We start from the raw sequence: 21,316 nt of genomic DNA on the forward strand, positions 1-21,316 counted from the left end.
AACGGGGTCTGGGGCGGAGCCCCAGGGGCCCCGGCTGCGGACCGTGCGTGGCTGGGCGCGCAGTTCCCCGCGCCCCTGAGCATCCGGTGCGGGAGGGGTTTTGGGGTGGGGTGGGGTGGGGGACAGTCGTGCTGTGGCGGACAACGTACGCATGGGTACCGGCCCCGGGCGCCGGCTGCTGCTCACCACCGTCCTCGGCAGCGGCATGGCCCTGCTCGACTCCACCGTCGTCAACGTGGCCCTGCCCCACATCGGCGCCGACCTGGACACCGACATGGCCGTCCTGCAATGGACCGTCAACGCCTACATGCTCACCCTGGCCGGCCTCATCCTGCTCGGCGGCGCCCTGGGCGACCGCTACGGCCGGCGGAAGGTCTTCGTGACCGGCGTGATCTGGTTCGCCGCCGGGTCCCTGCTGTGCGGCCTGGCCCCCGACGCCGGGGTGCTCATCGCCGCCCGCGCCCTCCAGGGCATCGGCGGCGCCCTGCTCACGCCCGGCTCCCTCGCCCTCATCCAGGCCGGTTTCCACCCGGACGACCGGGCCCGCGCCGTCGGGGTGTGGTCCGGGCTCGGCGGCGTCGGCGCCGCCGTGGGGCCCTTCCTCGGAGGCTGGCTCGTGGACGGCCCCGGCTGGCGCTGGGTCTTCCTCATCAACGTGCCGCTCGCCGCGCTCTGCGTGGGCGTCGCCCTGCGCCACGTACCCGAGTCCCGCGACCCGCGCACCCACACCGGCCGCTTCGACGTGCTGGGCGCGGCGCTCGGCGCGCTGGCCCTCGCGCTGGTCACCTACGCCCTGATCGAGGCGCCGGGACAGGGCACGTCACGGCTGGTCGTCGGCTCGGCCGTCGCCGGACTCGGGCTCGGCGCGGCGTTCGTACGGCGGGAGCGGCGGCTGCCCGACCCCATGCTGCCGCCCTCGGTCTTCCGCTCCCGGATCTTCACCGCGGTCAACGTGGTGACCATCTGCGTGTACGCCGCCTTCGGCGGGTTCTTCTTCCTCGCCGCGCTCCAGCTCCAGGTCGTCGTCGGGTACTCGGCGCTCGGCGCGGGCGCCGCCATGCTGCCCACGACCGTCCTGATGCTGCTGCTCTCCGCCCGTTCGGGCGAACTCGGCCGGCGCATCGGGCCGCGCGTCCCGCTCACGGCCGGACCGCTGCTGTGCGCGGCCGGGATGCTGCTGATGCTGCGGGCCGGCGAGCACGCGTCGTACGTACGGGACGTCCTGCCCGCGCTGCTCGTCCTCGGACTCGGCATGGTCACGCTGGTCGCGCCGCTCACCGCGACGGTGCTGGCGTCGGTCGACGAGGGGAGGGCGGGGATCGCGAGCGGCATCAACAACGCCGCCGCGCGTGCGGCGGGGCTGATCGCGGTTGCCGCGTTGCCGCTGGCCGCGGGGATGGGGCCGGAGGCGTACCGGTCCGCCGCGGAGTTCGGGGCCACGTTCCGGCGGGCCATGCCGATGTGTGCGGGGGCGCTGGCGCTGGCCTCCGTGGTGGCGTTCGTGACCGTACGCCGCCCTGTCGTCGCGGTGGCCCCCGAGTGCCGCATGCAGTCCGGCCTCCCGGGCCCAGCCATCGAGCCCGACCACAACCCCCACTGACCGCCCCCACCCCGAACGGGCCCCGGCCGGCACCGGATGCCCCAGGGGCGCGGGAACTGCGCGACCGGCCACGTACAGCCGGCACCCGACCACGAAGCTCTTAAGGGGCGCGGGGAACTGCGCGACCAGCCACGCACGGCCCGCACTCGAAAGCCGCCGCGCGAACGGCCCGCATCCGCCCCCGCCGGACGGCACGCGGCCCGGATATGGAAGGGCCCGGCGCTCCCGGGAGGGGGGCGTCGGGCCCAGGGTCGTGCGCTGAAGGCCGGTTACTTCAGCTTCGTGCCGGTGGACCGCAGATTCGCACACGCCTCAGCCACCCGCGCGGCCATCCCCGCCTCGGCCAGCTTCCCCCACGTACGCGGGTCGTACGTCGACTTCTTGCCGACCTCGCCGTCGACCTTCAGGACACCGTCGTAGTTGCGGAACATGTGGTCCGCGACGGGCCGCGTGAAGGCGTACTGCGTGTCCGTGTCGAGGTTCATCTTCACGACGCCGTTCTCCAGCGCCGTCGCGATCTCCTCGGCCGAGGAGCCCGAGCCGCCGTGGAAGACGAAGTCGAACGGCGAGGGCTTGCCGTACTTCTCGCCGACACCCGCCTGGAGGTCCTTGAGCAGTTCGGGGCGGAGCACGACGTTGCCCGGCTTGTAGACGCCGTGGACGTTGCCGAAGGACGCGGCCAGCAAGTAGCGGCCCTTCTCGCCGAGACCCAGCGCCTCAGCCGTGCGCAGCGCGTCGTCGACGGTGGTGTACAGCTCGTCGTTGATCTCGTGGCTGACGCCGTCCTCCTCGCCGCCGGTCGGGGTGATCTCGACCTCAAGGATGATCTTCGCGGCGGCGGCCTTGGCCAGGAGCTCCTGGCCGATGGCCAGGTTGTCCGCCAGGGTCTCGGCCGAACCGTCCCACATGTGGGACTGGAACAGCGGGTTGAGGCCCCGGGCGACGCGCTCGGCGGACACCTCGATGAGCGGGCGGACGTAGCCGTCCAGCTTGTCCTTCGGGCAGTGGTCGGTGTGCAGCGCGACGGTGATGTCGTACTTGGCGGCGACGACGTGCGCGAACTCGGCCAGGGCGACCGCGCCGGTCACCATGTCCTTGTTGTACTGGCCACCCAGGAACTCCGCACCACCGGTGGAGATCTGGATGATGCCGTCGCTCTCGGCCTCCGCGAAGCCGCGCAGCGCAGCGTGCAGGGTCTGGGTCGAGGTCACATTGATGGCCGGGTAGGCGAACTTGCCTGCCTTCGCCCGGTCGAGCATCTCGTTGTAGACCTCGGGGGTTGCGATGGGCATCTGTCCGCTCCTTGTGATGTGCGGGGTGTGCGATATGTGCTGGCCCTGACCTGGGGGCGACGTCATCGTCGCGGCCCATCTTTCCAGACTCTGGCAGCGGCTCCACCCCGTGGACGTCCGAGGGGCGGACTGTTTCACGTGAAACAGCCCGCCCCTCAAGGAACGCGCAGGTCAGGCTCGCCCGGTCCGAGCGCCGGGACCCGCGTCACGCTTTTCAGGCCAGCCCGAGGTCCGTCAACGAGAACGCGGACACGTACGGCACGCCCGCGCCTTCGGTGATCTTCTCCGCGGCGCCGGTCGCCCGGTCCACGATCGTCGCCACGGCCACGACCTCGGCGCCGGCCGCGCGGACCGCCTCGACGGCGGTCAGCGGCGAGTCGCCGGTGGTCGAGGTGTCCTCGACCACCAGGACCCGGCGGCCCTTGATGTCCGGGCCCTCGACCTGGCGCTGCATGCCGTGCGCCTTGGCCGCCTTGCGGACCACGAAGGCGTCGAGCGAGCGGCCACGGGCGGCGGCCGCGTGCATCATCGCGCCGGCCACCGGGTCGGCGCCCATGGTCAGGCCGCCCACCGCGTCGAAGTCGAACTCCGCGGCCACGTCGAGCATCACCTGGCCCACCAGCGGCGCGGCGACGCCGTCAAGGGTGACCCGGCGCAGGTCGACGTAGTAGTCGGCCTCGATCCCCGAGGAGAGGGTCACCTTGCCGTGCACCACGGCCTTGTCCTTGATCTGCTGGAGCAGGTCAGCGCGTACGTCAGTCATACCCAAGAGCTTAAGGGCCCCGGTCACAGGCGGCGCCAGGCCCAGGTCGTCGTCAGCTCCAGCGGGTCGATCGGGGTCACTTGACGGGGCAGCGTGTTGAGGCCGTTCGGCGGGCCCGACTGCGGCTCCACGCACACGGCCTCCTCCTGCTCGTCATAGACGACGACCCACTCGGTGGGGCTGGTCACCTTCAGCTCCAGGCGCCGGGGCCAGGTGAGGGTGACATCGACGCCGTCGGGCATCCCGAAGCAGTCGTCCCAGGGGCCCGGCAGCGGTGGGATGCGCCGCCCGGTGGGCAGGTGGTCCTCGCCGCGCTCCTCCTGCCACTGCGCGTCGAAGGCCAGCTCGACCCGGCTGCCGTCGATCTCCCGGACGAACCACGGGTGCCAGCCCACCTGCGCCGGGAAGGAGTTGTCGTACGTCTCGACGCCCATCCGGACGGTCAGCGCGTCCGGGGTCAGCTCGAAGATCTGGGTGACCTTGCCGGTGAAGGGCCAGGGCTCGGTCAGCTCCTGCGTGAACACCGCCTCCGTCGCGGAGACCCGCGCGGTCTGCCACGCGTGGTCGCGGACGGTGCCGTGGATGGCGTGCGGCGGCGAGTTGAGCGGCAGCTGATACTTCACCCCGCCATCACGGAACTGGCCGTTCTCGACGCGGCCGCACCACGGCACCATCGGGAAGCAGCCGTACTTCTCGCCCTGGCGCAGCACCTCGGTGCCGTCGATCACCAGGCTGCTGATCCGGCAGCCGTTGCCCGCGTCGACGGTCATGTGCACGGCGCCGACGCCCAATTTGATCTGGTCACTGCTCACGGCTTCGACCCTAGCCGGTGGGCCGTCGTTTCACCCGGTCTCCGGCCTCCGGCCGGTGGGGCGCACTCCCACCGCGTCGTCAGCGGCGGCGGCGCAGCGCGCGCCCGACCACGACCGCCGAGGCCAGCGCGAGGGCGGCGGCCGGGGCGACCCAGCGCAGGGTGGCGCCGGCGTTGCCGCCCGATGGCGCGGGCACCGGGGCGTACCGGCCGCGCGGCGGCGCGTGGTCGACCTCCTCGGCGCTGCGGCCGATCATCGTGCGGCGGGCGTGCGCGGCCTCGGCGGGCATCGACTCGCCCACCTCGATGACGAAGTCGTCGTCGGCGAGCCGGTCGAGGGACGGCGGCGGCACCTCGGCGTCGAACACGGAGGTGAAGTCCTCGTCGCGGGTGTCGTCCTGTGCGTCGCCGTGGATGTCGTCGTGGGCGGCCGCGCCGCGCGGTGTGCCGTCGGTGTCCCGCGCCGCGGGGAGACCGGTGCTCAGGTCGGTGTTCAGGTCCGTGTCCGACGGATGTGCCGGGGCCACCGGCTCGTCGGGCGCCGCCGCGAGACGGTCGTTTGCCCCGGGCCGCTCCGGCCCGGCCGGCCGGGCCAGCTCCGCCGCGAACCGGTCGAGCAGACGCAGCGCGGACGCGGTGGCGGTCTCGTGCGGCACGTCGGCGGCCCGGCCCTCCGCGAGCGCCGTGCCCGCGAAGGCCAGCATGGCGCCGCCCGGTGCCTCTTCGAGCGTCACGGTCAGGGCGATCTTGGCCGCGCCCGCCCCGCGCACCTCCACGCCCTCGCCCTCCAGGGCGAACACGTCGGGGCTCTGCTCGGTGACGCGCAGGGAGCCCCGGTAGGTGATGGTGCTCCCGCCGAGGCGGACCTTCAGCCGGCCCGTGATGGGCGGCTCGCCCGCGTCCTGCTGGAGCCCCGGCACACAGCACGCGACCCGGGCGGGATCGCGCAGCGCCTGCCGGAGTGCCTGGGCCTCAACCGGAACGAACACCTCATGCTCCATAGCCACCGAGCCTACTCAGCGCCGGCCCGATCGTCTGCGCCAACGCGGCGCCGATCCCCGCCGGGCCCCTCGCGGACGCCCCGACACCCCGCGCGCCCGCCCGCGTACCGGTGGCCGTCCACTGCCCGTGGCCGTCCGCGCGCGCGTGCTCGTGCCCGCCCCTCACTCCGCGCCCCTCAGTCCGCGTACCTCGGATGCACGAGCGTCGACGGCGGCAGGCCGGTGGCGCCGGGTGGCGGGTGCAGGGGGTTGCTTCCGACGGGCAGCACCGCCCCCGGGCCGGCGGCGGGGCCCGGCGCCGCCGCCGGCGGGTCCGGGCCGGGCCGGGTGGCCAGAACGAAACCCCAGTCGTGAGGGGCGGCCGCCGGGCCGTGCGCGCGGCCGGGGACGGCGGGGACGCCGGGGGCGCGCCCGTCCGCGCGGTAGGCGAACGCCGTCAGACCGGCGGCGCGGACCGTCGAGGCGACCGTCCAGAACGTGCGCGGCCGGCCACCGACCGGGCCCGCGTGCACCACAAGACGCCCGCCGGGGGCAAGGACGCGGGAGGCGAGCCCGTAGAACTCCTGCGAGTAGAGCTTGGTGCTCGCGGTGATGCCGGGGTCGGGCAGATCGCAGATCACCACGTCGTACGTGCCCAGTGTCCGCACGTCGCCGCGCAGCCAGTCGAAGGGGTCGCCGGCCACCGCGCGCAGCCGGGGGTCCCGGTAGGCGTGGGCATTCAGGGACGCCAGCGCCGGGTCCTCGCGCGCGAGGCGGACGAGCCCGGGGTCCACGTCCACCAGGGTCACCGCGCGCACCCCGGGACGGCGCAGCACCTCACGGGCGGCCAGGCCGTCGCCGCCGCCCAGGATCAGGACCCGGCCGTGCGGGCCCCGGGCGAGCGCGGGGCCCACCAGGGCCGCGTGGTACCGGAACTCGTCGCGGCCGTCGACCCGCAGCCGCCCGTCGAGGAAGAGCCCGAGGGAGGCGCCGGACCTGCCGGTCAGGACGATCTCCTGGACGTGGGTCTGGAGGGCCACGCGCACCTGTCCGCCGTACACCGCGCGGCGGGCGGCGTGCTCGAAGTCGCCGACCATCGCGGTGGTCAGGGCGAGCACGACGAGGACGAGGGCGTTGGCGCCGAGCAGCGTCCAGCGGGCGCGCCGGGACAGATCGCGGCCGAAGAGCAGCAGGACGAGCGAGCCGCCCGCGACCGCGTTGACGGCGCCGGTGAGCAACGCGCTGGTCAGCTGGCCCAGTTGGGGAAGGAGCAGGAACGGGAAGGCGAGGCCGCCGACGAGCGCGCCCACGTAGTCGGCGGCGAACAGGTCGGCCACCGTGCCGCTCGCGTCACCGGCCGCGCCCCGCGAGACGCGCTGGATGAGGGTCATCAGGAGCGGGATCTCGGCGCCGATCAGCATGCCGATGGCGAGCGAGAAGGCGACGAGCGCGTACCGCGAGCCGCCGGACCAGGCGAACGTCGCGTACAGGACCATCGCCGAGCAGCCGCCGACCAGGGCGAGCGCGGCCTCGATCAGGCCGAAGCCGACGGCGGCCCGGCAGCGCAGCCGTTTGGCGAGCAGCGAGCCGACCCCCATCGCGAAGACCATCACCGACAGGACCACCGAGGCCTGGGTGACCGAGTCCCCGATCAAGTACGAGGCGAGGGCGACCAGTTCGAGCTCGTACACGAGCCCGCAGGCGGCGCAGAGGAACACGACGGCCAGGACGAGGAACCGGCCCGACCGCGGACTACTCACGGGAGCGGGGAGCGGTTCGATCATGATGCGAACGCTACGTGACTGTTCGTTCGCATCCTGTCACCCACACGGGTGCAACTGGAGCCCGCCGACGGCGGAGGCGCGCATGGCGAGGCCCACGGCGCTCATGGCGAGGCCCACGGCGCGTGCCGCGAAGCCCGTCGGCGCATCGGCGCGCGCCTCCCGGGCCTCAGAGTCCGGCCGCCGCGGGCACCCGCAGGCCGACCCGGGTGCGGGTGACCACCAGCTGGCCCTCCTGCGGATAGGCGTGCCAGGTACGCCACCACACCTGGCCCTCGCCGCGCTGGGCGAGCATCGCCGTGAACGCGTGCGGGGAGCCGGGAAACGTTCCGGCCAGTCCATTGGGGTGGTCGCAGACCAGGGCGAGGAGTTCCTGGGCGCGGCCCGCGAACGAGCCGCGCGACAGCGTCTCGACGCGCGCGGCGAACTCGTAGTCCCACTCGCCGAGCCGTTTCGCCACGCCCAGCGGCAGCGGCGTGCTGCTGCCGGGCATGCAGGCGACGGTCTCCGAGCAGGTGCCGCGCTCCTCGTCGAGGAGCACTTGGTGGGAGGCGCCCAGGAGTCTCAACTGGAGCTTGGCGCCCGCGAGTTCGAGGTCGAGCACGGCGAGGGCGGGCAGCGGCTCGCGGCCGAGCGCCCAGGCGAGGTCGGCGGCGCGCGTGTCGGTGTAGGCGGTCTTCAGGGTCGTGAGCATGGGTGGGCTCCGCAAGACACACATGTGGCGGGTGGATGACCGGTGTCGACTCGGACCGCAACGAAGGGACGGGCGACCGCTCCCTGATCACCCGGAGTCCACATGCCGCGCGGTTTCTCTGCGAGGGAATCACGAAGTGTGCGGCACTCACAGCTTTTTTACCCAAGTTGATGGGGTTTCCATCCCCTCGGGGGCCCTTGGGTTCAAACGTTCAACTACCGGCGCGCAAAAGGGCTCCCGGCCGGCCGTGACCGTCCGGGCGCACAACGGGCGGACCCGGCGGCGGAATCGGCTGCCCCGTGTCAGCCGCGCCCGCCCCGCACCGGTCCGCCCGTCGCTCACGCGGCCCGTCAACTCGAACCGCAGCCGCCGCCCCCGCACGACGAGCCGCCGCACGAGGAGTGGCCGCCTCCGCCGCAGGAGTGGTGGCCGCCCCCGCAGGAGTGGCCCCCGTGATGGCCGCCCCCGCCGCCCCCGTGGTGGTGGCCACCGCTCCCGCTCCCGCTCCCGCAGGACGACGTGCTGCCCCCGTCCGAGCCGCCCCCCGCCCACCAGCTGGCGCCCCCGGCCGCCGAGGCCGCCGAGCGCTTGCGCGCGCGGACACCGCCGCGCGAGCGCCCGCCTGCCTTGGCGGTCGCCAGGACGAGAAGCGCCACCAGCGCGACGAACCCCAGACCGATCACGATGTCCATCCCCCACGTCCTTCCTGACCGCGGTCCCCCGTGGCCCGCGTGGGAAGGGGATGCCCTTCGCCGTCCGGCGCCAAAGCACACTTGAGCAAGTCCAGAGGTTGCCCGCAGGATGGCCGTCATGACCTCCAGCGCGCGCCCTCTCCTCAACCGCAGCCTCGCCGAGTTCGGGACGACGATCTTCGCCGAGATGTCCGCCCTCGCCCAGCGGACCGGGTCCGTCAACCTCGGCCAGGGCTTTCCCGATACCGACGGCCCCGAGGCCATCCGGGAGGCGGCGGTCCGGGCCCTGCGCGAGGGCCGGGGCAACCAGTACCCGCCGGGCCCCGGCGTGCCCGAACTGCGTGCCGCCGTCGCCGCGCACCAGGAGCGCTTCTACGGTCTGTCCTACGACCCCGACCACGAGGTCCTGGTCACCGCGGGCGCCACGGAGGCGATCGCCGCCGCCCTGCTCGCCCTGGTCGAACCGGGCGACGAGGTCATCGCCCTCGAGCCGTACTACGACTCCTACGCCGCGTGCGTGGCGATGGCGGGCGGCACCCGGGTGCCCGTCACCCTGCGCCCCGCCGAGGGCCGTTACGTCCTGGACCTGGACGAGCTGCGCGCCGCCGTCACCCCCCGCACCCGCCTGCTCCTGCTCAACACCCCGCACAACCCGACCGGCACGGTCCTGACCCGTGCCGAGCTCACCGCCGTCGCGGAGCTGGCGTGCGAGCGCGATCTGCTGGTGATCACGGACGAGGTGTACGAGCACCTGGTCTTCGACGGGGCCGAGCACATCCCGCTAGCGTCGCTGCCCGGCATGCGCGAGCGCACCGTCACCATCGGCTCGGCGGGCAAGACGTACTCGTTCACGGGCTGGAAGGTCGGCTGGGTGACGGCCGCGCCCGCCCTCGTGGCGGCGGTCCGCTCGGCCAAGCAGTTCCTGACGTACGTCGCCTCGGGGCCCTTCCAGTACGCCGTGGCCGAGGCGCTGCGGCTGCCCGACGCCTACTTCGAGGCCTTCCGCGCCGAGCACCAGGCCAAGCGGGACCTGCTGAGCGACGGGCTCGCGGCGGCCGGGTTCGGGGTGTTCCGGCCGGCCGGGACGTACTTCGTGACCACCGACGTGCGCCCGCTCGGCGAGCGCGACGGCGTGGCGTTCTGCCGCTCGCTGCCCGAGCGCTGCGGCGTGGTGGCGATCCCCAACGCGGTCTTCTACGACCATCGCGACGAGGGCGCCCCGTTCGTCCGGTTCGCCTTCTGCAAGCGGACGGAGGTCCTGGAGGACGCGGTGGGCCGCCTCAAGGCGCTGGCCGACTAGCGCGCGCATGGCGGCCCGAGCGCACCCCGGGCGGGAGCGGGCGCACCGCCGGGCGGGAGCGGGCGCACCGCCGGGCGGGGACGGGCGCACCGCCGGGCGGGGACGGGCGCACCGCCGGGCGGGGGCGGTGCCACCCGGTCGGGGGCGCTGCGCTCGCGCCGGGCGCGATCCGCGCGGATGGTCGATCTGAGCGACCGCGTCCGCCCGGAGGTGCCTTCTGTCCGCCGAGATCCCCGCCCCCGCCGCCGCCGGGACCCTCGGGAGCATGGGCGCGGCGCCCTGGGCGGCCGCGCTGCGCCGGGCCGCGCCCGCGCTCGGGCTCTTCGCCGCGGCGCGGCTGGGCGGCCTGCTCGTGCTCGTGGCGGCGGCCCACCACCGGGGCATCTCGCCGCGTGCGCGCCTGGCCACCGCGTGGGACGCCGACTGGTACGCCAGGATCGCCGCCCACGGCTACGGCCGCACCCTGTTCTGGCCGGACGGCGCGGTCCAGAGCGACTTGGCGTTCTTCCCGCTGTACCCGGGCCTGATCCGCGCCGTGACCACCGTCCTGCCGGTCACCGGCGGCACTGCGGGCCTGCTGGTGTCCTGGACGGCGGCGGTCGCGGCCGCGTGCGGGATCTATCTGCTCGGTGAGCGCCTGTACGGGCGGCGGGTGGGCACCGTGCTGGTGCTGCTGTGGGGGCTGCTCCCGCACTCCGTCGTCCTGACGATGGCCTACACCGAGCCCGTGATGACGGCGTTCGCCGCGTGGTCGCTGTGGGCGGTCGTGACGCGCCGCTGGGTGTGGGCGGGCTCGCTCGCGCTCCTCGCGGGCCTGTCCCGGCCGAACGCGGTGGCGGTCGCCGCCGCCGTCGTGGCGGCGGCGGGGTGGGAGCTGTGGCGCGGCGGGTGGCGGGCCCGGCGGCCGTGGGCGGGCGCGCTGCTCGCGCCGCTCGGCTGGTGCGGCTACGTGCTGTGGGTGGGGGCGCGCGAGGGCGACGTGTTCGGCGGTTACTTCGCGGTGCAGGCGGGCTGGACGTCCCGGTTCGACTTCGGGGCGGGCTCGCTGGCCTTCGTCAAGCGGCTCACGCGGGTCCCGTACGACCTGGGGTTCCCGATGGCCGCGCTGATCACCGGCGTGTTCGTGGTGCTCTTCGCGCTGTACGTCCTGGACCGGCCTTCGCTGCCGCTCGCGGTGTACTCGGCGGTCCTGGTCCTCATCGCGGTCGGCGGCGCGGGCTACTTCGAGTCCAAACCGCGCTTCCTGCTCCCCGCCTTCCCGCTGCTCCTGCCGGTGGCGCTCGCGTTGACGAGAGCCCGGCCCAGGGCCGCGGTCGCGGTGACCGTCGCCCTGGCCGGGCTCTCGTTCGGCTACGGCGCCTATCTGCTGACGCTGGCCACGATGGCGCTGTGAGGCGCCGAAGGCCGGATCACTCCGAGTCGGCCGCCCCGGGGGCTTCGCCCTCGCCCTCGTCGCCGTCGACGTCCTTCTCCAGGCCGAGCTGCTCGATGAGCCACTTGTCGAACTCGATCGAGGCGCGCACCCAGCTCACCGTGGAGGACACGAAGTGCTCCAGGGCGACACCGGTGCCGATCAGCATCTGCGCCTCGCCGATGAGGCGCACGGTGCCGTCGTCGTGGGTGTGCGTGTAGATCTTGGGCCACAGGGTGCGGCGGTTCCAGTCGTCGATCGACTCGAGGATCTGGACCTTGTCGTCGATGCTGTGCGGCCGGTCGTAGAACGTCCGCACCGAGAAGACCTGCTGGTCGTCCTCGCCGCGGAACATGAAGTACGTACGGAAATCCTCCCACGGCGCGGCGAGGTCACCCTCGTCGTCCACGACGTACTTGAGCTCCATCTGGTCCAGGAGCTGCTTCACCAGGTCCTGGTCGGGAACGATGGGGCCGGACGGCTGGGCGCCGGGCTGCGGGCCGGGCTGAGCCCCGAAATTCGGAATCGAGGACGGGTCGATGGTCATCGTGAATCTTCCTTCGTACGGTTCCGGTCATCCTCCCCCATGCCGGGGCAGGACTGGCAAGCCCCGTCCCCGGGTATCCGCTCCCGGCTGACTCAATCGGACCCGGGTGGCCGGATGTGCCCGGGGGCGGGAAGGCGCCGGGGCGCGGAAGCCGCCGTCAGCGGGGTCCGGCCCCGATGATCAGCCCGTCCTCGAAGCGGTCCACCCGCACCGTGTCGCCGTCCTTGATCTCGCCCGCCAGGATCTCCTTGGCGAGCCGGTCGCCGATGGCGGTCTGGATCAGACGGCGCAGCGGGCGCGCCCCGTACGCCGGGTCGTTGCCCTCGTCGGCGAGCCATTCCAGGGCGGCCGGGGTGACGTCCAGGGTGAGGCGCCGGTCGGCCAGCCGCTTGGCCAGGCGGCCGATCTGGAGCCCGGCGATGTGGGACAGCTCGTCCTTGGTGAGGGCGGAGAAGACCACCAGGTCGTCGAGGCGGTTGAGGAATTCGGGCTTGAAGGACGCCCGCACCACGGTCAGGACCTGCTGCTTCTTCTCCTCCTCGCTGGTCGAGGGCTCCACCAGGTACTGGCTGCCCAGGTTGGAGGTGAGGATGAGGATGGTGTTGCGGAAGTCGACGGTGCGGCCCTGTCCGTCGGTCAGGCGTCCGTCGTCCAGGACCTGGAGCAGGATGTCGAAGACCTCGGGGTGGGCCTTCTCGACCTCGTCCAGGAGCACCACCGAGTACGGGCGGCGCCGGACGGCCTCGGTGAGCTGGCCGCCCTCCTCGTAGCCGACGTAACCGGGGGGCGCCCCGACCAGGCGGGCCACCGAGTGCTTCTCGCCGTACTCGCTCATGTCGATGCGGACCATGGCCCGCTCGTCGTCGAAGAGGAAGTCGGCCAGCGCCTTGGCCAGCTCGGTCTTGCCGACGCCGGTGGGTCCGAGGAAGAGGAACGAGCCGGTGGGCCGGTCGGGGTCGGCGATGCCGGCCCGGGTGCGGCGCACCGCGTCCGAGACCGCCTGGACGGCCTGGGCCTGCCCGATGAGGCGCTTGCCCAGCTCGCCCTCCATGCGCAGCAGCTTCTGCGTCTCGCCCTCCAGGAGACGGCCGGCGGGGATGCCGGTCCAGGCGCCGACCACGTCCGCGATGTCGTCGGGGCCGACCTCCTCCTTGACCATCGTGTCCTTGGCGTCCTTGGACTTCTCCTGCTCGGCCTCCTCCTCGGCGGCCTCCTCCAACTCCCGCTCAAGGCCCGGGATCTCGCCGTACAGGAGCTTGGAGGCGGTGTCGAAGTCGCCGTCGCGCTGGGCGCGTTCGGCCTGGCCGCGCAGGTCGTCCAGCTTCTCCTTCAGCTCACCGACCCGGTTGAGGCCCTGCTTCTCCTTCTCCCAGCGCGCGGTGAGCCCGCGCAGCTCCTCCTCCTTGTCCGCGAGGTCCTTGCGCAGCTTGTCCAGGCGCTGGAGCGAGCCGGCGTCCGTCTCGTTCTTGAGCGCCAGCTCCTCCATGCGCAACCGGTCGACGGAGCGCTGGAGTTCGTCGATCTCGACGGGCGAGGAGTCGATCTCCATGCGCAGCCGGGACGCGGCCTCGTCGACGAGGTCGATGGCCTTGTCGGGCAGGAAGCGGGAGGTGATGTAACGGTCGGAGAGGGTCGCCGCCGCCACCAGGGCGCTGTCCGCGATCTGCACCTTGTGGTGCGCCTCGTAGCGGCCCTTGAGCCCGCGCAGGATCGCGATGGTGTCCTCGACGCTCGGCTCGGCGACCAGGACCTGCTGGAAGCGGCGCTCCAGGGCGGGGTCCTTCTCGATGCGCTCGCGGTACTCGTCGAGCGTGGTGGCGCCTACCATGCGCAGCTCGCCGCGCGCCAGCATCGGCTTGAGCATGTTGCCCGCGTCCATGGCGGAGTCTCCGCCCGCGCCCGCGCCGACGACGGTGTGCAGCTCGTCGATGAAGGTGATGATCTGCCCGTCGCTCTCCTTGATCTCGGACAGGACGGTCTTCAGGCGCTCCTCGAACTCGCCGCGGTACTTGGCGCCCGCCACCATCGCGCCCAGGTCGAGCGAGACGAGCCGCTTGTTCTTCAGCGATTCGGGCACGTCGCCCTTGACGATGCGCTGGGCCAGGCCCTCGACGACGGCCGTCTTGCCGACGCCGGGCTCACCGATGAGCACCGGGTTGTTCTTGGTGCGGCGCGACAGCACCTGGACGACCCGGCGGATCTCCTGGTCCCGGCCGATCACCGGGTCGAGCTTGCCCTCGCGGGCGGCCGCCGTGAAGTCCGTACCGAACTTCTCCAGCGCCTTGTACTGACCCTCCGGGTCGGGTGTGGTCACCCTGCGCCCTCCCCTGCTCGTCTCGAACGCCTCAAGAAGCTTCTTCGCGCTCGCCCCCTGCTGGGACAGGGTCTCACCGCTCTGTCCGCCCTTGGCCGCGAGGCCGATCAGCAGGTGTTCGGTGGAGAGGTAGTCGTCGCCGAGCTCCTTGGCGCGCTGCGCGGCGTCGGCGATGACGGCGAGCAGTTCGCGGTTGGGCTGCGGCGGGGCGACGGTGGAGCCGGTCACGCTGGGCAGCGCGGCCAGGATCCGCTCGGCGCCGGCGCGCACGGCGGCCTGGTCGGCGTCCACGGCGGCCAGCAGGTCGGTGATGTTCTCGTTGTCCTGGGCTTCCAGGAGCGCGACCAGCAGATGCGCGGGGGTCAGATCGGGGTGGCCCCCGGCTACCGCCCGGCTGCTCGCGGCGTTGATCGCGTCCCGGCTCTTGTTGGTCAGCTCGGCGTCCACGTGCGTTCGCTCCTCCTCGTCGTACGTCGTCGGTCATGACGGCCCTGCCTATGACCCTTCCAACGTACACAAAGTTGAGTCCATTCCGCTCAAGGCAGGGGGCGGGGTGGGCGGGGGCTAGGTTTCCCCTCATGGCCATCGATGTACGCATGCCCGGTGAGGGCTATCTCAGCTTCTGGCGCGAGCGCCACATCTGCACGTTGACGACGCACCGGCCGGACGGCTCGCCGCATGTGGTGCCGGTGGGGGCGACCTACGACCCACAGGCGGGCATCGCGCGGGTGATCACGAGTGGGACCAGCCGCAAGGCGGCCAACGTGGCGGCGGCCGCGGCGGCGGACCCGCTGGGCGCGCGGGTGGCGCTCTGCCAGTTGGAGGGCGCGCGCTGGGCGACCCTGGAGGGCCGGGCGTTCGTGCGCAGGGAGCCCGAGCTGATCGCGGACGCGGAGGCGCGGTACGCGGAGCGCTACCGCACGCCCCGGGTCAACCCGGAGCGGGTGCTGATCGAGATCAGGCTGACCCGGGCCATGGGCAACGTCTGAGCGGGCCGCGGGCCGGGTCCGGGCAGCACAGCGGCGCCACCGTGTTCAGGTCCACGATGGCGCCGCTGTGTGGGGGAAGCACCTGCGCGATGTACAACGACGGGGGATCGCGTCAGGCACTGCGGGGGGTGGCGGTGGATGAATCGGGTTGGGCTTCCGACTCGAAAAGCTGGTGGTCACGCTGGTCGAGGTTGACGAAGACCATGCCGTAGCGGACCACGCAGCGGATGGGCTGCGGCGCCCCGCGCGGCCGGCGCAGGCACCGGTAGGCACGGACGTCTTCATCGTCCTCACGGGCGATCAGGACGGGCTCACCGAGCAGGGTGACCATCAACGAATCGCCACGGTGGGGGACTGCTGTGGCGAGGTCGATGAAATGCCACCCAGAGCGGTAGGCCGTGGCCATTTCGCGACGAAAAGTGCGGTCGTCAGGCGGGAAGCTCATGCGACAGCACCCGCGGGAGCGTCCTCCCAGGTGATGTCACCGGGCGCCGCACCCTTGGGCGCGGTCTCCCAGGTGATGTCACCGGGCGCGGCCTTGGGCGCCACCTCCCAGGTGATGTCACCGGCTATGGTCGCGACCTTGGGTGCGATCTCCCAGGTGATGTCCGACGCGGTCGTGACATCCGCCTTCGCGGGGTGGGACTCCCAAGTGATGTCCCCAGGCGCCGAGAGAGCGCAGAGAGCAGCCGCCACAACGGCTGTCGTGCTTAGTGCTCGAACCATCCTGCTCATGGCCGATCTCCACCTCTTTTGATCATTACCTCCCCCCGCGGATACGACGATGGCTCACTCCGACCACTTCCACCAGCGCGGCCAGGCATCATGTTCCTGTAATTCAAAAGCATGAGGGGGGTGCAACTAGGTTGAAACAGGGGCATATAGGACACGATCACGGCCCGGTCGATCTGTGCGAGACAGGGACGGCCTTGTACGCCCTCGCCCTGCGTACGGGAGGCATTTCCCGGTCGGAGGCCGAGGCCGCCCCGTGCCTGACCGACCTGACCCTGCTGCGCCCCGATCCGGACGACGCCGAACTGCTGCGCCCGGTTCCCCCCACGGTGGTGCTCAACTCGCTGACGCAGCCCCTGGAACGGGAGATCGAGGAGCGCAGAAGACTCTCCATCGCCCTGGCCGGCACGTTCGAGCCGTTCATGGCGATAGCGACCCCCGACCGCTCCGGCACCCACGCGATCACGGTCCTCGAAGGCCTCGAACTGATCAACGCGACCCTCGACCGCGTCATCGACGAGTGCACCGACGAACTCCTGGTCATCCAGCCCGGCAGCGGACGCAGGCCCGAGAGCTTCGAGGCGGGGCTGCGCCGCATCGAACCCCTGGTGGCGCGCGGCGTCGAGATGCGCACCCTCTACCAGCACACCGCCCGCCACCACTCCGCCACCATCGGCTACGTGGAACGGATCGCGCCGTACGGGCTCGAGGTGCGCACCCTCGAAGAGATCATCGACCGGCTCATCATCATGGACCGGAAGATCGCCTTCATCCCGGCCCGCAGCGACCGCCAAGTCGCCCTGGAACTGCGCCACGAAGGGCTCGTGCAGTACCTGGTCGGCGTCTTCGACCAGTTCTGGCAGTCCGCCGTGCCCTGGGACGACGAGGTGCCCTACCACCTGGAGACGGCCGGCATCACCGGCGTGCAGCGCTCCATCGCCAAGCTCCTCGTGGAGGGCCACGTGGACGAGGCCATCGCCCGCAGGCTCGGGATGAACGTACGCACCTGCCGCGCGCACATCGCCAAGCTCGCCGCCGCGCTCGGCAGCGGCAGCCGGGCCCAACTCGGCTTCCTCATCGCCCAGTCGGGCATCCTGGACCAGGACGCCTGAGGCCCGCCGCCCCCCACAAGGGGAACGACGGGCCTCACAGGGGGCGCCGGGGCCCCGGAGGGCCCTGCGGCTATTCCGACTACTCCGACGTCCGCTTGGGCCGCCACACGACCAGCGCGCCGGTCTGCTGCACGTCCTGATAGGGCACGAGGTCGCGCCGGTAGGAGGCGTGCACCTGCGCCTCGCGCTGCTGCATCGCCACGGCCGCGCCCTCGACGACGCCGGTCAGCTCCGCCACCCGCGCCTGGAGCGCCGCGACCTGGTTCTCCAGCTCGATGATGCGCTTGATGCCCGCCAGGTTGATGCCCTCGGTCTGCGACAACTGCTGCACCGTACGCAGCAGTTCGATGTCGCGGGCCGAATAGCGCCGGCCGCGCCCGGCCGTGCGGTCGGGCGAGACCAGGCCGAGGCGGTCGTACTGCCGCAGGGTCTGCGGGTGCAGACCGGAGAGCTGGGCCGCCACCGAGATGACGTACACCGGGGTCTCGTCGGTCAGCTCGTACGCCCGCCCGCCGAAGGGCGGCTGGCGACGCTGGCGGGGGTCCATCTCATGCTCCCTTCACGGCCTGGAACAGCTCGGCCCGCGGGTCCTGGCCCGCGGTGGCGTCGCGGAAGGACTCCAGGGCCTCGCGGGCCTTGTCGTCCAGCTCCTTCGGCACGGCCACCTCGACCGTGACGAGCAGGTCGCCCCGGGTGCCGTCCTTGCGGACCGCGCCCTTGCCGCGGGCCCGCATCGTACGGCCGTTGGGGGTGCCCGCCGGCAGCTTCAGGGTGACCGGCGGGCCGCTGAGCGTGGGCACCTTGACCTCGGCCCCCAGCGCGGCCTCCGTGAAGGTGACCGGCACCGTGACCGTGAGGTTGTCGTCCTTGCGCCCGAACACCGGGTGCGCGTCGACGTGCACCACCACGTACAAGTCGCCTGCGGGGCCGCCCCGTTCGCCCGGCGCGCCCTTGCCGCGCAGGCGGATGCGCTGGTTGTTGCTGACCCCGGCCGGGATGCGGACCTGCATGGTGCGCGAGGAACGCGCCCGGCCGCTGCCCTTGCAGACGTCGCACGGGTTCTCGGCGATCAGGCCCCGGCCCTTGCAGTCCACGCACGGGTCGGTCAGCGAGAAGCCGCCGCCCGAGCCGCGCGAGACCTGGCCGGTGCCGACGCAGGTCGGGCACACCCGGGGCGTCCCGTTCTTGTCGCCGGTGCCCGAACAGGCCTTGCAGGGCGCCTGGCTGGAGAGCCGGATCGGGACCGTGGCCCCGTCGACCGCCTCGGTGAAGCTGAGCGTCACCTCGGACTCCAGGTCCTGGCCCCGGCGCGGCTGCGTGCGCTGGCCGGCGCCCGCGCCGCCCCGGTTGAACAGCCCGCCGAACACGTCGCCGAGGCCGCCGCCGAAGCCGCCCGCCCCCGCGCCGCCCCCGCCGGGCTGCTGCCCGCCGAACAGGTCACCCAGGTCGAAGTTGAAGCTGCCGCCGCCCGCGCCGGGCCCGGCACGGAAGCCGCCGTTGCCGAACAGGGCGCGCGCCTCGTCGTACTCCTTGCGCTTCTTGGGGTCGCCGAGGATGTCGTTGGCCTCGGAGATCTCCTTGAAGCGCTCCTCCGCCTTGGTGTCGCCCTTGTTGGCGTCGGGGTGGTTCTCGCGCGCCAGCTTGCGGTAGGCCTTCTTGATCTCCGCGTCGGTGGCGTCCTTGGGGACGCCGAGAACCTTGTAGTAGTCCTTCTCGACGAAGTCCTTCGTGTTCATCGACGTCCCTCCTTCCGGACGATCACTTCTTCGATGACCGCCGCGTCAGCCCTTGTCGGGGCCACCGCTCTCCTCGTCGCTCGGCTGTTCTTCCTTGGCGGCCGCGCCCGGCTGGGGCTCGGCCACCGCGACCCGCGCGGGGCGGATCGTACGCTCGCCGATCCGGTACCCGGGCTGAAGGATCGCCACGCAGGTCGTCTCCGTGACGTCCGGCGCGTAGCTGTGCATCAGGGCCTCGTGGACCGTCGGGTCGAAGGGCTCGCCCTCCTTGCCGAACTGCTGGAGGCCCATCTTGGCGGCGACCGTCTCCAGGGATTCGGCCACCGACTTGAAGCCGCCGGTCAGTTCGCCGTGCTCGCGGGCCCTGCCGATGTCGTCGAGCGTGGGCAGCAGCTCGGTCAGGAGGCCGGCGACGGCGACCTCCTTGACCGTGACGCGGTCCCGCTCGACACGGCGGCGGTAGTTCTGGTACTCGGCCTGGAGGCGCTGGAGGTCCGCGGTGCGCTCGGTGAGCGCCGTCTGGGCCTGGTCCAGCTGGGCCTGAAGGGCGATGTCCTTGGCTGCGTCCCCGGCCGGGGCCGCCTTCTCCTCCTTCGAGGAGTCGGCGGCCTTCGGCTCGGCGTCTTCCGATGCGCCGGAGGGGACGTCGGGCTTCTCCTCGAAGCCCGGGGTCTCCTCCGTCATCAGGCGGCGCCACCCTTCGGCTTCTCGTCGTCGACGATCTCGGCGTCCACGACATCGTCCTCGCCCTGCGCGGCGTGGGCCTGCTCGGCGCCCTCACCGGCGGCGCCACCCTGCGCGGCCTGGGCGTCGGCGTACATGGCCTGGCCCAGCTTCTGCGAGACGGCGGCGACCTTCTCGGTGGCGGTACGGATCTCCGCGGAGTCCTCGCCCTTGAGCTTCTCCTTCAGCTCGGCGACGGCGGTCTCGACCTCGGTCTTGACGTCGCCCGGAACCTTGTCCTCGTTGTCCTTGAGGAACTTCTCCGTCTGGTAGACCAGCTGCTCGCCCTGGTTGCGGGACTCGGCGGCCTCGCGGCGGCGGTGGTCCTCCTCCGCGTAGTGCTCGGCCTCCTCGCGCATGCGGTTGACCTCGTCCTTCGGCAGCGAGGAGCCGCCAGTGACGGTCATCTTCTGCTCCTTGCCCGTGCCGAGGTCCTTCGCGGTCACGTGCATGATGCCGTTGGCGTCGATGTCGAAGGCGACCTCGATCTGCGGGACGCCACGCGGGGCCGGCGGCAGACCCGTCAGCTCGAACATCCCGAGCTTCTTGTTGTACGCCGCGATCTCGCGCTCGCCCTGGTAGACCTGGATCTGCACGGACGGCTGGTTGTCCTCGGCCGTGGTGAAGATCTCGGAGCGCTTGGTCGGGATCGTGGTGTTGCGCTCGATGAGCTTGGTCATGATCCCTCCCTTGGTCTCGATGCCGAGGGACAGCGGGGTGACGTCGAGGAGCAGGACGTCCTTGACCTCGCCCTTGAGGACACCGGCCTGGAGGGCCGCGCCGATGGCGACGACCTCGTCCGGGTTGACGCCCTTGTTGGCCTCGTTGCCGCCGGTCAGCTCCTTGACGAGCTCGGCGACGGCCGGCATGCGGGTGGAGCCGCCGACGAGGACGACGTGGTCGATCTCGGAGAGCTGGATGCCCGCGTCCTTGATGACGTTGTGGAACGGCGTCTTGCAGCGCTCCAGGAGGTCGGACGTGAGCTGCTGGAACTGGGCGCGCGTCAGCTTCTCGTCCAGGTGCAGCGGGCCCTCGGCGGACGCCGTGATGTAGGGCAGGTTGATCGAGGTCTCGGTGGACGAGGACAGCTCGATCTTGGCCTTCTCGGCGGCCTCACGCAGGCGCTGGAGGGCCATCTTGTCCTTGGACAGGTCCACGCCGTGACCGGACTGGAACTGCTTCACCAGGTAGTCGACGACGCGCTGGTCCCAGTCGTCACCACCGAGGTGGTTGTCACCGTTGGTGGCCTTCACCTCGACGACGCCGTCGCCGATCTCCAGGAGGGACACGTCGAAGGTGCCGCCACCGAGGTCGAAGACGAGGATCGTCTGGTCGTCCTTGTCGAGGCCGTACGCCAGGGCGGCGGCCGTCGGCTCGTTGACGATGCGCAGGACGTTCAGGCCCGCGATCTCGCCGGCCTCCTTGGTGGCCTGGCGCTCGGAGTCGTTGAAGTACGCCGGCACGGTGATGACCGCGTCGGTGACCTTCTCGCCGAGGTAGGCCTCCGCGTCGCGCTTGAGCTTCTGGAGGATGAAGGCGCTCATCTGCTGCGGGTTGAAGCTCTTGCCGTCGAGCTCGATCTTCCAGTCGGTGCCCATGTGGCGCTTGACCGACCGGATGGTCCTGTCGACGTTGGTGACCGCCTGGCGCTTGGCGACCTCGCCGACCAGCACCTCGCCGTTCTTCGCGAAGGCGACGACGGACGGCGTGGTCCTGGCGCCCTCTGCGTTGGTGATGACGGTGGGCTCGCCGCCTTCAAGAACGCTGACGACGGAGTTAGTCGTGCCCAGGTCGATGCCGACCGCACGTGCCATTTCGATTCCTCCAACTGACTACTTG

Annotated in this window: 20 protein-coding genes; 5 read left to right on the plus strand and 15 right to left on the minus strand. The window is 72.1% G+C overall.

Going from position 1 to position 21,316, the window contains the following annotated elements:
• Positions 1-151: 151 nt before the first annotated feature.
• A complete protein-coding gene (locus tag ACFYM2_RS01655; protein ID WP_388833063.1) occupies positions 152-1,600 on the plus strand; it encodes a DHA2 family efflux MFS transporter permease subunit in 1,449 nt (482 codons plus the stop codon).
• 269 nt (positions 1,601-1,869) lie between these two features.
• On the opposite strand, the gene fbaA is transcribed toward ACFYM2_RS01655, so the two are convergent.
• From fbaA to ACFYM2_RS01690, 7 genes are all read right to left on the minus strand, one after another.
• Positions 1,870-2,892, minus strand: coding sequence for a class II fructose-bisphosphate aldolase (gene fbaA, locus ACFYM2_RS01660; RefSeq protein WP_359006675.1), 1,023 nt, complete (start codon positions 2,890-2,892; stop codon positions 1,870-1,872).
• A 214-nt stretch (positions 2,893-3,106) separates the two neighbouring features.
• Positions 3,107-3,655: an orotate phosphoribosyltransferase gene (gene pyrE, locus ACFYM2_RS01665; RefSeq protein ID WP_359006677.1), complete on the minus strand. Its 549-nt coding sequence runs from the start codon at positions 3,653-3,655 to the stop codon at positions 3,107-3,109.
• 23 nt (positions 3,656-3,678) lie between these two features.
• Positions 3,679-4,425 (minus strand): aldose 1-epimerase, encoded by a 747-nt coding sequence (locus ACFYM2_RS01670; protein WP_388458498.1) that lies wholly within the window; start codon positions 4,423-4,425, stop codon positions 3,679-3,681.
• 121 nt (positions 4,426-4,546) lie between these two features.
• Positions 4,547-5,467 carry an SRPBCC domain-containing protein gene (locus tag ACFYM2_RS01675; protein ID WP_388458388.1) on the minus strand — a complete coding sequence of 307 codons (921 nt, stop codon included), beginning with the start codon at positions 5,465-5,467 and terminating at the stop codon, positions 4,547-4,549.
• A 176-nt stretch (positions 5,468-5,643) separates the two neighbouring features.
• Positions 5,644-7,230: a polyamine aminopropyltransferase gene (locus tag ACFYM2_RS01680; protein WP_388832476.1), complete on the minus strand. Its 1,587-nt coding sequence runs from the start codon at positions 7,228-7,230 to the stop codon at positions 5,644-5,646.
• 166 nt (positions 7,231-7,396) lie between these two features.
• Positions 7,397-7,921 (minus strand): DUF2617 family protein, encoded by a 525-nt coding sequence (locus tag ACFYM2_RS01685; RefSeq protein ID WP_359006686.1) that lies wholly within the window; start codon positions 7,919-7,921, stop codon positions 7,397-7,399.
• Positions 7,922-8,271: 350 nt separating this feature from the next.
• On the minus strand, positions 8,272-8,613 hold the full coding sequence (locus ACFYM2_RS01690) for a hypothetical protein (RefSeq protein WP_388832479.1): 342 nt from the start codon (positions 8,611-8,613) through the stop codon (positions 8,272-8,274).
• Between the two features lie 109 nt (positions 8,614-8,722).
• Between ACFYM2_RS01690 and ACFYM2_RS01695 the strand changes: the two genes are divergently transcribed.
• Positions 8,723-9,913: a pyridoxal phosphate-dependent aminotransferase gene (locus ACFYM2_RS01695; RefSeq protein ID WP_388458383.1), complete on the plus strand. Its 1,191-nt coding sequence runs from the start codon at positions 8,723-8,725 to the stop codon at positions 9,911-9,913.
• Between the two features lie 265 nt (positions 9,914-10,178).
• Positions 10,179-11,306 (plus strand): hypothetical protein, encoded by a 1,128-nt coding sequence (locus ACFYM2_RS01700; protein ID WP_388832482.1) that lies wholly within the window; start codon positions 10,179-10,181, stop codon positions 11,304-11,306.
• A 16-nt stretch (positions 11,307-11,322) separates the two neighbouring features.
• Here ACFYM2_RS01700 and ACFYM2_RS01705 read toward each other — a convergent pair whose 3' ends face one another.
• Positions 11,323-11,871, minus strand: coding sequence for a YbjN domain-containing protein (locus tag ACFYM2_RS01705; RefSeq protein ID WP_359006698.1), 549 nt, complete (start codon positions 11,869-11,871; stop codon positions 11,323-11,325).
• A gap of 157 nt (positions 11,872-12,028) precedes the next feature.
• Positions 12,029-14,632 carry an ATP-dependent chaperone ClpB gene (gene clpB / locus ACFYM2_RS01710; RefSeq protein WP_359006700.1) on the minus strand — a complete coding sequence of 868 codons (2,604 nt, stop codon included), beginning with the start codon at positions 14,630-14,632 and terminating at the stop codon, positions 12,029-12,031.
• Positions 14,633-14,763: 131 nt separating this feature from the next.
• Here clpB and ACFYM2_RS01715 point away from each other — a divergent pair, with 131 nt between their 5' ends.
• Complete coding sequence (locus tag ACFYM2_RS01715; RefSeq protein ID WP_359006703.1) at positions 14,764-15,174, plus strand: TIGR03618 family F420-dependent PPOX class oxidoreductase; 411 nt, start codon at positions 14,764-14,766, stop codon at positions 15,172-15,174.
• A gap of 112 nt (positions 15,175-15,286) precedes the next feature.
• Here ACFYM2_RS01715 and ACFYM2_RS01720 read toward each other — a convergent pair whose 3' ends face one another.
• The gene (locus tag ACFYM2_RS01720) at positions 15,287-15,619 is read right to left on the minus strand and encodes a (2Fe-2S)-binding protein (protein ID WP_350231239.1); all 333 of its coding nucleotides are present in this window, start codon (positions 15,617-15,619) and stop codon (positions 15,287-15,289) included.
• A complete protein-coding gene (locus tag ACFYM2_RS01725) occupies positions 15,616-15,870 on the minus strand; it encodes a 5'-nucleotidase (RefSeq protein ID WP_350231240.1) in 255 nt (84 codons plus the stop codon). The genes ACFYM2_RS01720 and ACFYM2_RS01725 overlap by 4 nt, the downstream gene beginning before the upstream one ends.
• A 248-nt stretch (positions 15,871-16,118) precedes the next feature.
• Between ACFYM2_RS01725 and ACFYM2_RS01730 the strand changes: the two genes are divergently transcribed.
• The gene (locus ACFYM2_RS01730; protein WP_388458496.1) at positions 16,119-17,018 is read left to right on the plus strand and encodes a helix-turn-helix transcriptional regulator; all 900 of its coding nucleotides are present in this window, start codon (positions 16,119-16,121) and stop codon (positions 17,016-17,018) included.
• Positions 17,019-17,097: 79 nt separating this feature from the next.
• Here ACFYM2_RS01730 and ACFYM2_RS01735 read toward each other — a convergent pair whose 3' ends face one another.
• The 4 genes from ACFYM2_RS01735 to dnaK are packed head-to-tail and all read right to left on the minus strand — an operon-like array spanning position 17,098 to position 21,291.
• The gene (locus ACFYM2_RS01735; protein ID WP_359006710.1) at positions 17,098-17,565 is read right to left on the minus strand and encodes a heat shock protein transcriptional repressor HspR; all 468 of its coding nucleotides are present in this window, start codon (positions 17,563-17,565) and stop codon (positions 17,098-17,100) included.
• 1 nt (position 17,566) lies between these two features.
• A complete protein-coding gene (gene dnaJ / locus ACFYM2_RS01740; protein ID WP_359006713.1) occupies positions 17,567-18,754 on the minus strand; it encodes a molecular chaperone DnaJ in 1,188 nt (395 codons plus the stop codon).
• Positions 18,755-18,799: 45 nt separating this feature from the next.
• Positions 18,800-19,438, minus strand: a complete 639-nt coding sequence (grpE, locus tag ACFYM2_RS01745; RefSeq protein WP_388832486.1) for a nucleotide exchange factor GrpE — start codon at positions 19,436-19,438, stop codon at positions 18,800-18,802.
• On the minus strand, positions 19,438-21,291 hold the full coding sequence (gene dnaK, locus ACFYM2_RS01750; RefSeq protein WP_388832489.1) for a molecular chaperone DnaK: 1,854 nt from the start codon (positions 21,289-21,291) through the stop codon (positions 19,438-19,440). The genes grpE and dnaK overlap by 1 nt, the downstream gene beginning before the upstream one ends.
• Between the last annotated feature and the right edge of the window lie 25 nt (positions 21,292-21,316).

This window comes from Streptomyces sp. NPDC006711 (genome assembly GCF_042869775.1).
Classification (GTDB): Bacteria; Actinomycetota; Actinomycetes; order Streptomycetales; family Streptomycetaceae; genus Streptomyces.

Excerpts from the sequence above, each read along its gene's own strand:
- ACFYM2_RS01655 (WP_388833063.1), top strand. The coding sequence starts at position 152 with ATGGGTACCGGCCCCGGGCGCCGGCTGCTGCTCACCACCGTCCTCGGC.
- fbaA (WP_359006675.1), bottom strand. The coding sequence starts at position 2,892 with ATGCCCATCGCAACCCCCGAGGTCTACAACGAGATGCTCGACCGGGCG.
- pyrE (WP_359006677.1), bottom strand. The coding sequence starts at position 3,655 with ATGACTGACGTACGCGCTGACCTGCTCCAGCAGATCAAGGACAAGGCC.
- ACFYM2_RS01670 (WP_388458498.1), bottom strand. The coding sequence starts at position 4,425 with ATGACCGTCGACGCGGGCAACGGCTGCCGGATCAGCAGCCTGGTGATC.
- ACFYM2_RS01675 (WP_388458388.1), bottom strand. The coding sequence starts at position 5,467 with ATGGAGCATGAGGTGTTCGTTCCGGTTGAGGCCCAGGCACTCCGGCAG.
- ACFYM2_RS01680 (WP_388832476.1), bottom strand. The coding sequence starts at position 7,230 with ATGATCGAACCGCTCCCCGCTCCCGTGAGTAGTCCGCGGTCGGGCCGG.
- ACFYM2_RS01685 (WP_359006686.1), bottom strand. The coding sequence starts at position 7,921 with ATGCTCACGACCCTGAAGACCGCCTACACCGACACGCGCGCCGCCGAC.
- ACFYM2_RS01690 (WP_388832479.1), bottom strand. The coding sequence starts at position 8,613 with ATGGACATCGTGATCGGTCTGGGGTTCGTCGCGCTGGTGGCGCTTCTC.
- ACFYM2_RS01695 (WP_388458383.1), top strand. The coding sequence starts at position 8,723 with ATGGCCGTCATGACCTCCAGCGCGCGCCCTCTCCTCAACCGCAGCCTC.
- ACFYM2_RS01700 (WP_388832482.1), top strand. The coding sequence starts at position 10,179 with ATGGGCGCGGCGCCCTGGGCGGCCGCGCTGCGCCGGGCCGCGCCCGCG.
- ACFYM2_RS01705 (WP_359006698.1), bottom strand. The coding sequence starts at position 11,871 with ATGACCATCGACCCGTCCTCGATTCCGAATTTCGGGGCTCAGCCCGGC.
- ACFYM2_RS01715 (WP_359006703.1), top strand. The coding sequence starts at position 14,764 with ATGGCCATCGATGTACGCATGCCCGGTGAGGGCTATCTCAGCTTCTGG.
- ACFYM2_RS01720 (WP_350231239.1), bottom strand. The coding sequence starts at position 15,619 with ATGAGCTTCCCGCCTGACGACCGCACTTTTCGTCGCGAAATGGCCACG.
- ACFYM2_RS01735 (WP_359006710.1), bottom strand. The coding sequence starts at position 17,565 with ATGGACCCCCGCCAGCGTCGCCAGCCGCCCTTCGGCGGGCGGGCGTAC.
- dnaJ (WP_359006713.1), bottom strand. The coding sequence starts at position 18,754 with ATGAACACGAAGGACTTCGTCGAGAAGGACTACTACAAGGTTCTCGGC.
- grpE (WP_388832486.1), bottom strand. The coding sequence starts at position 19,438 with ATGACGGAGGAGACCCCGGGCTTCGAGGAGAAGCCCGACGTCCCCTCC.
- dnaK (WP_388832489.1), bottom strand. The coding sequence starts at position 21,291 with ATGGCACGTGCGGTCGGCATCGACCTGGGCACGACTAACTCCGTCGTC.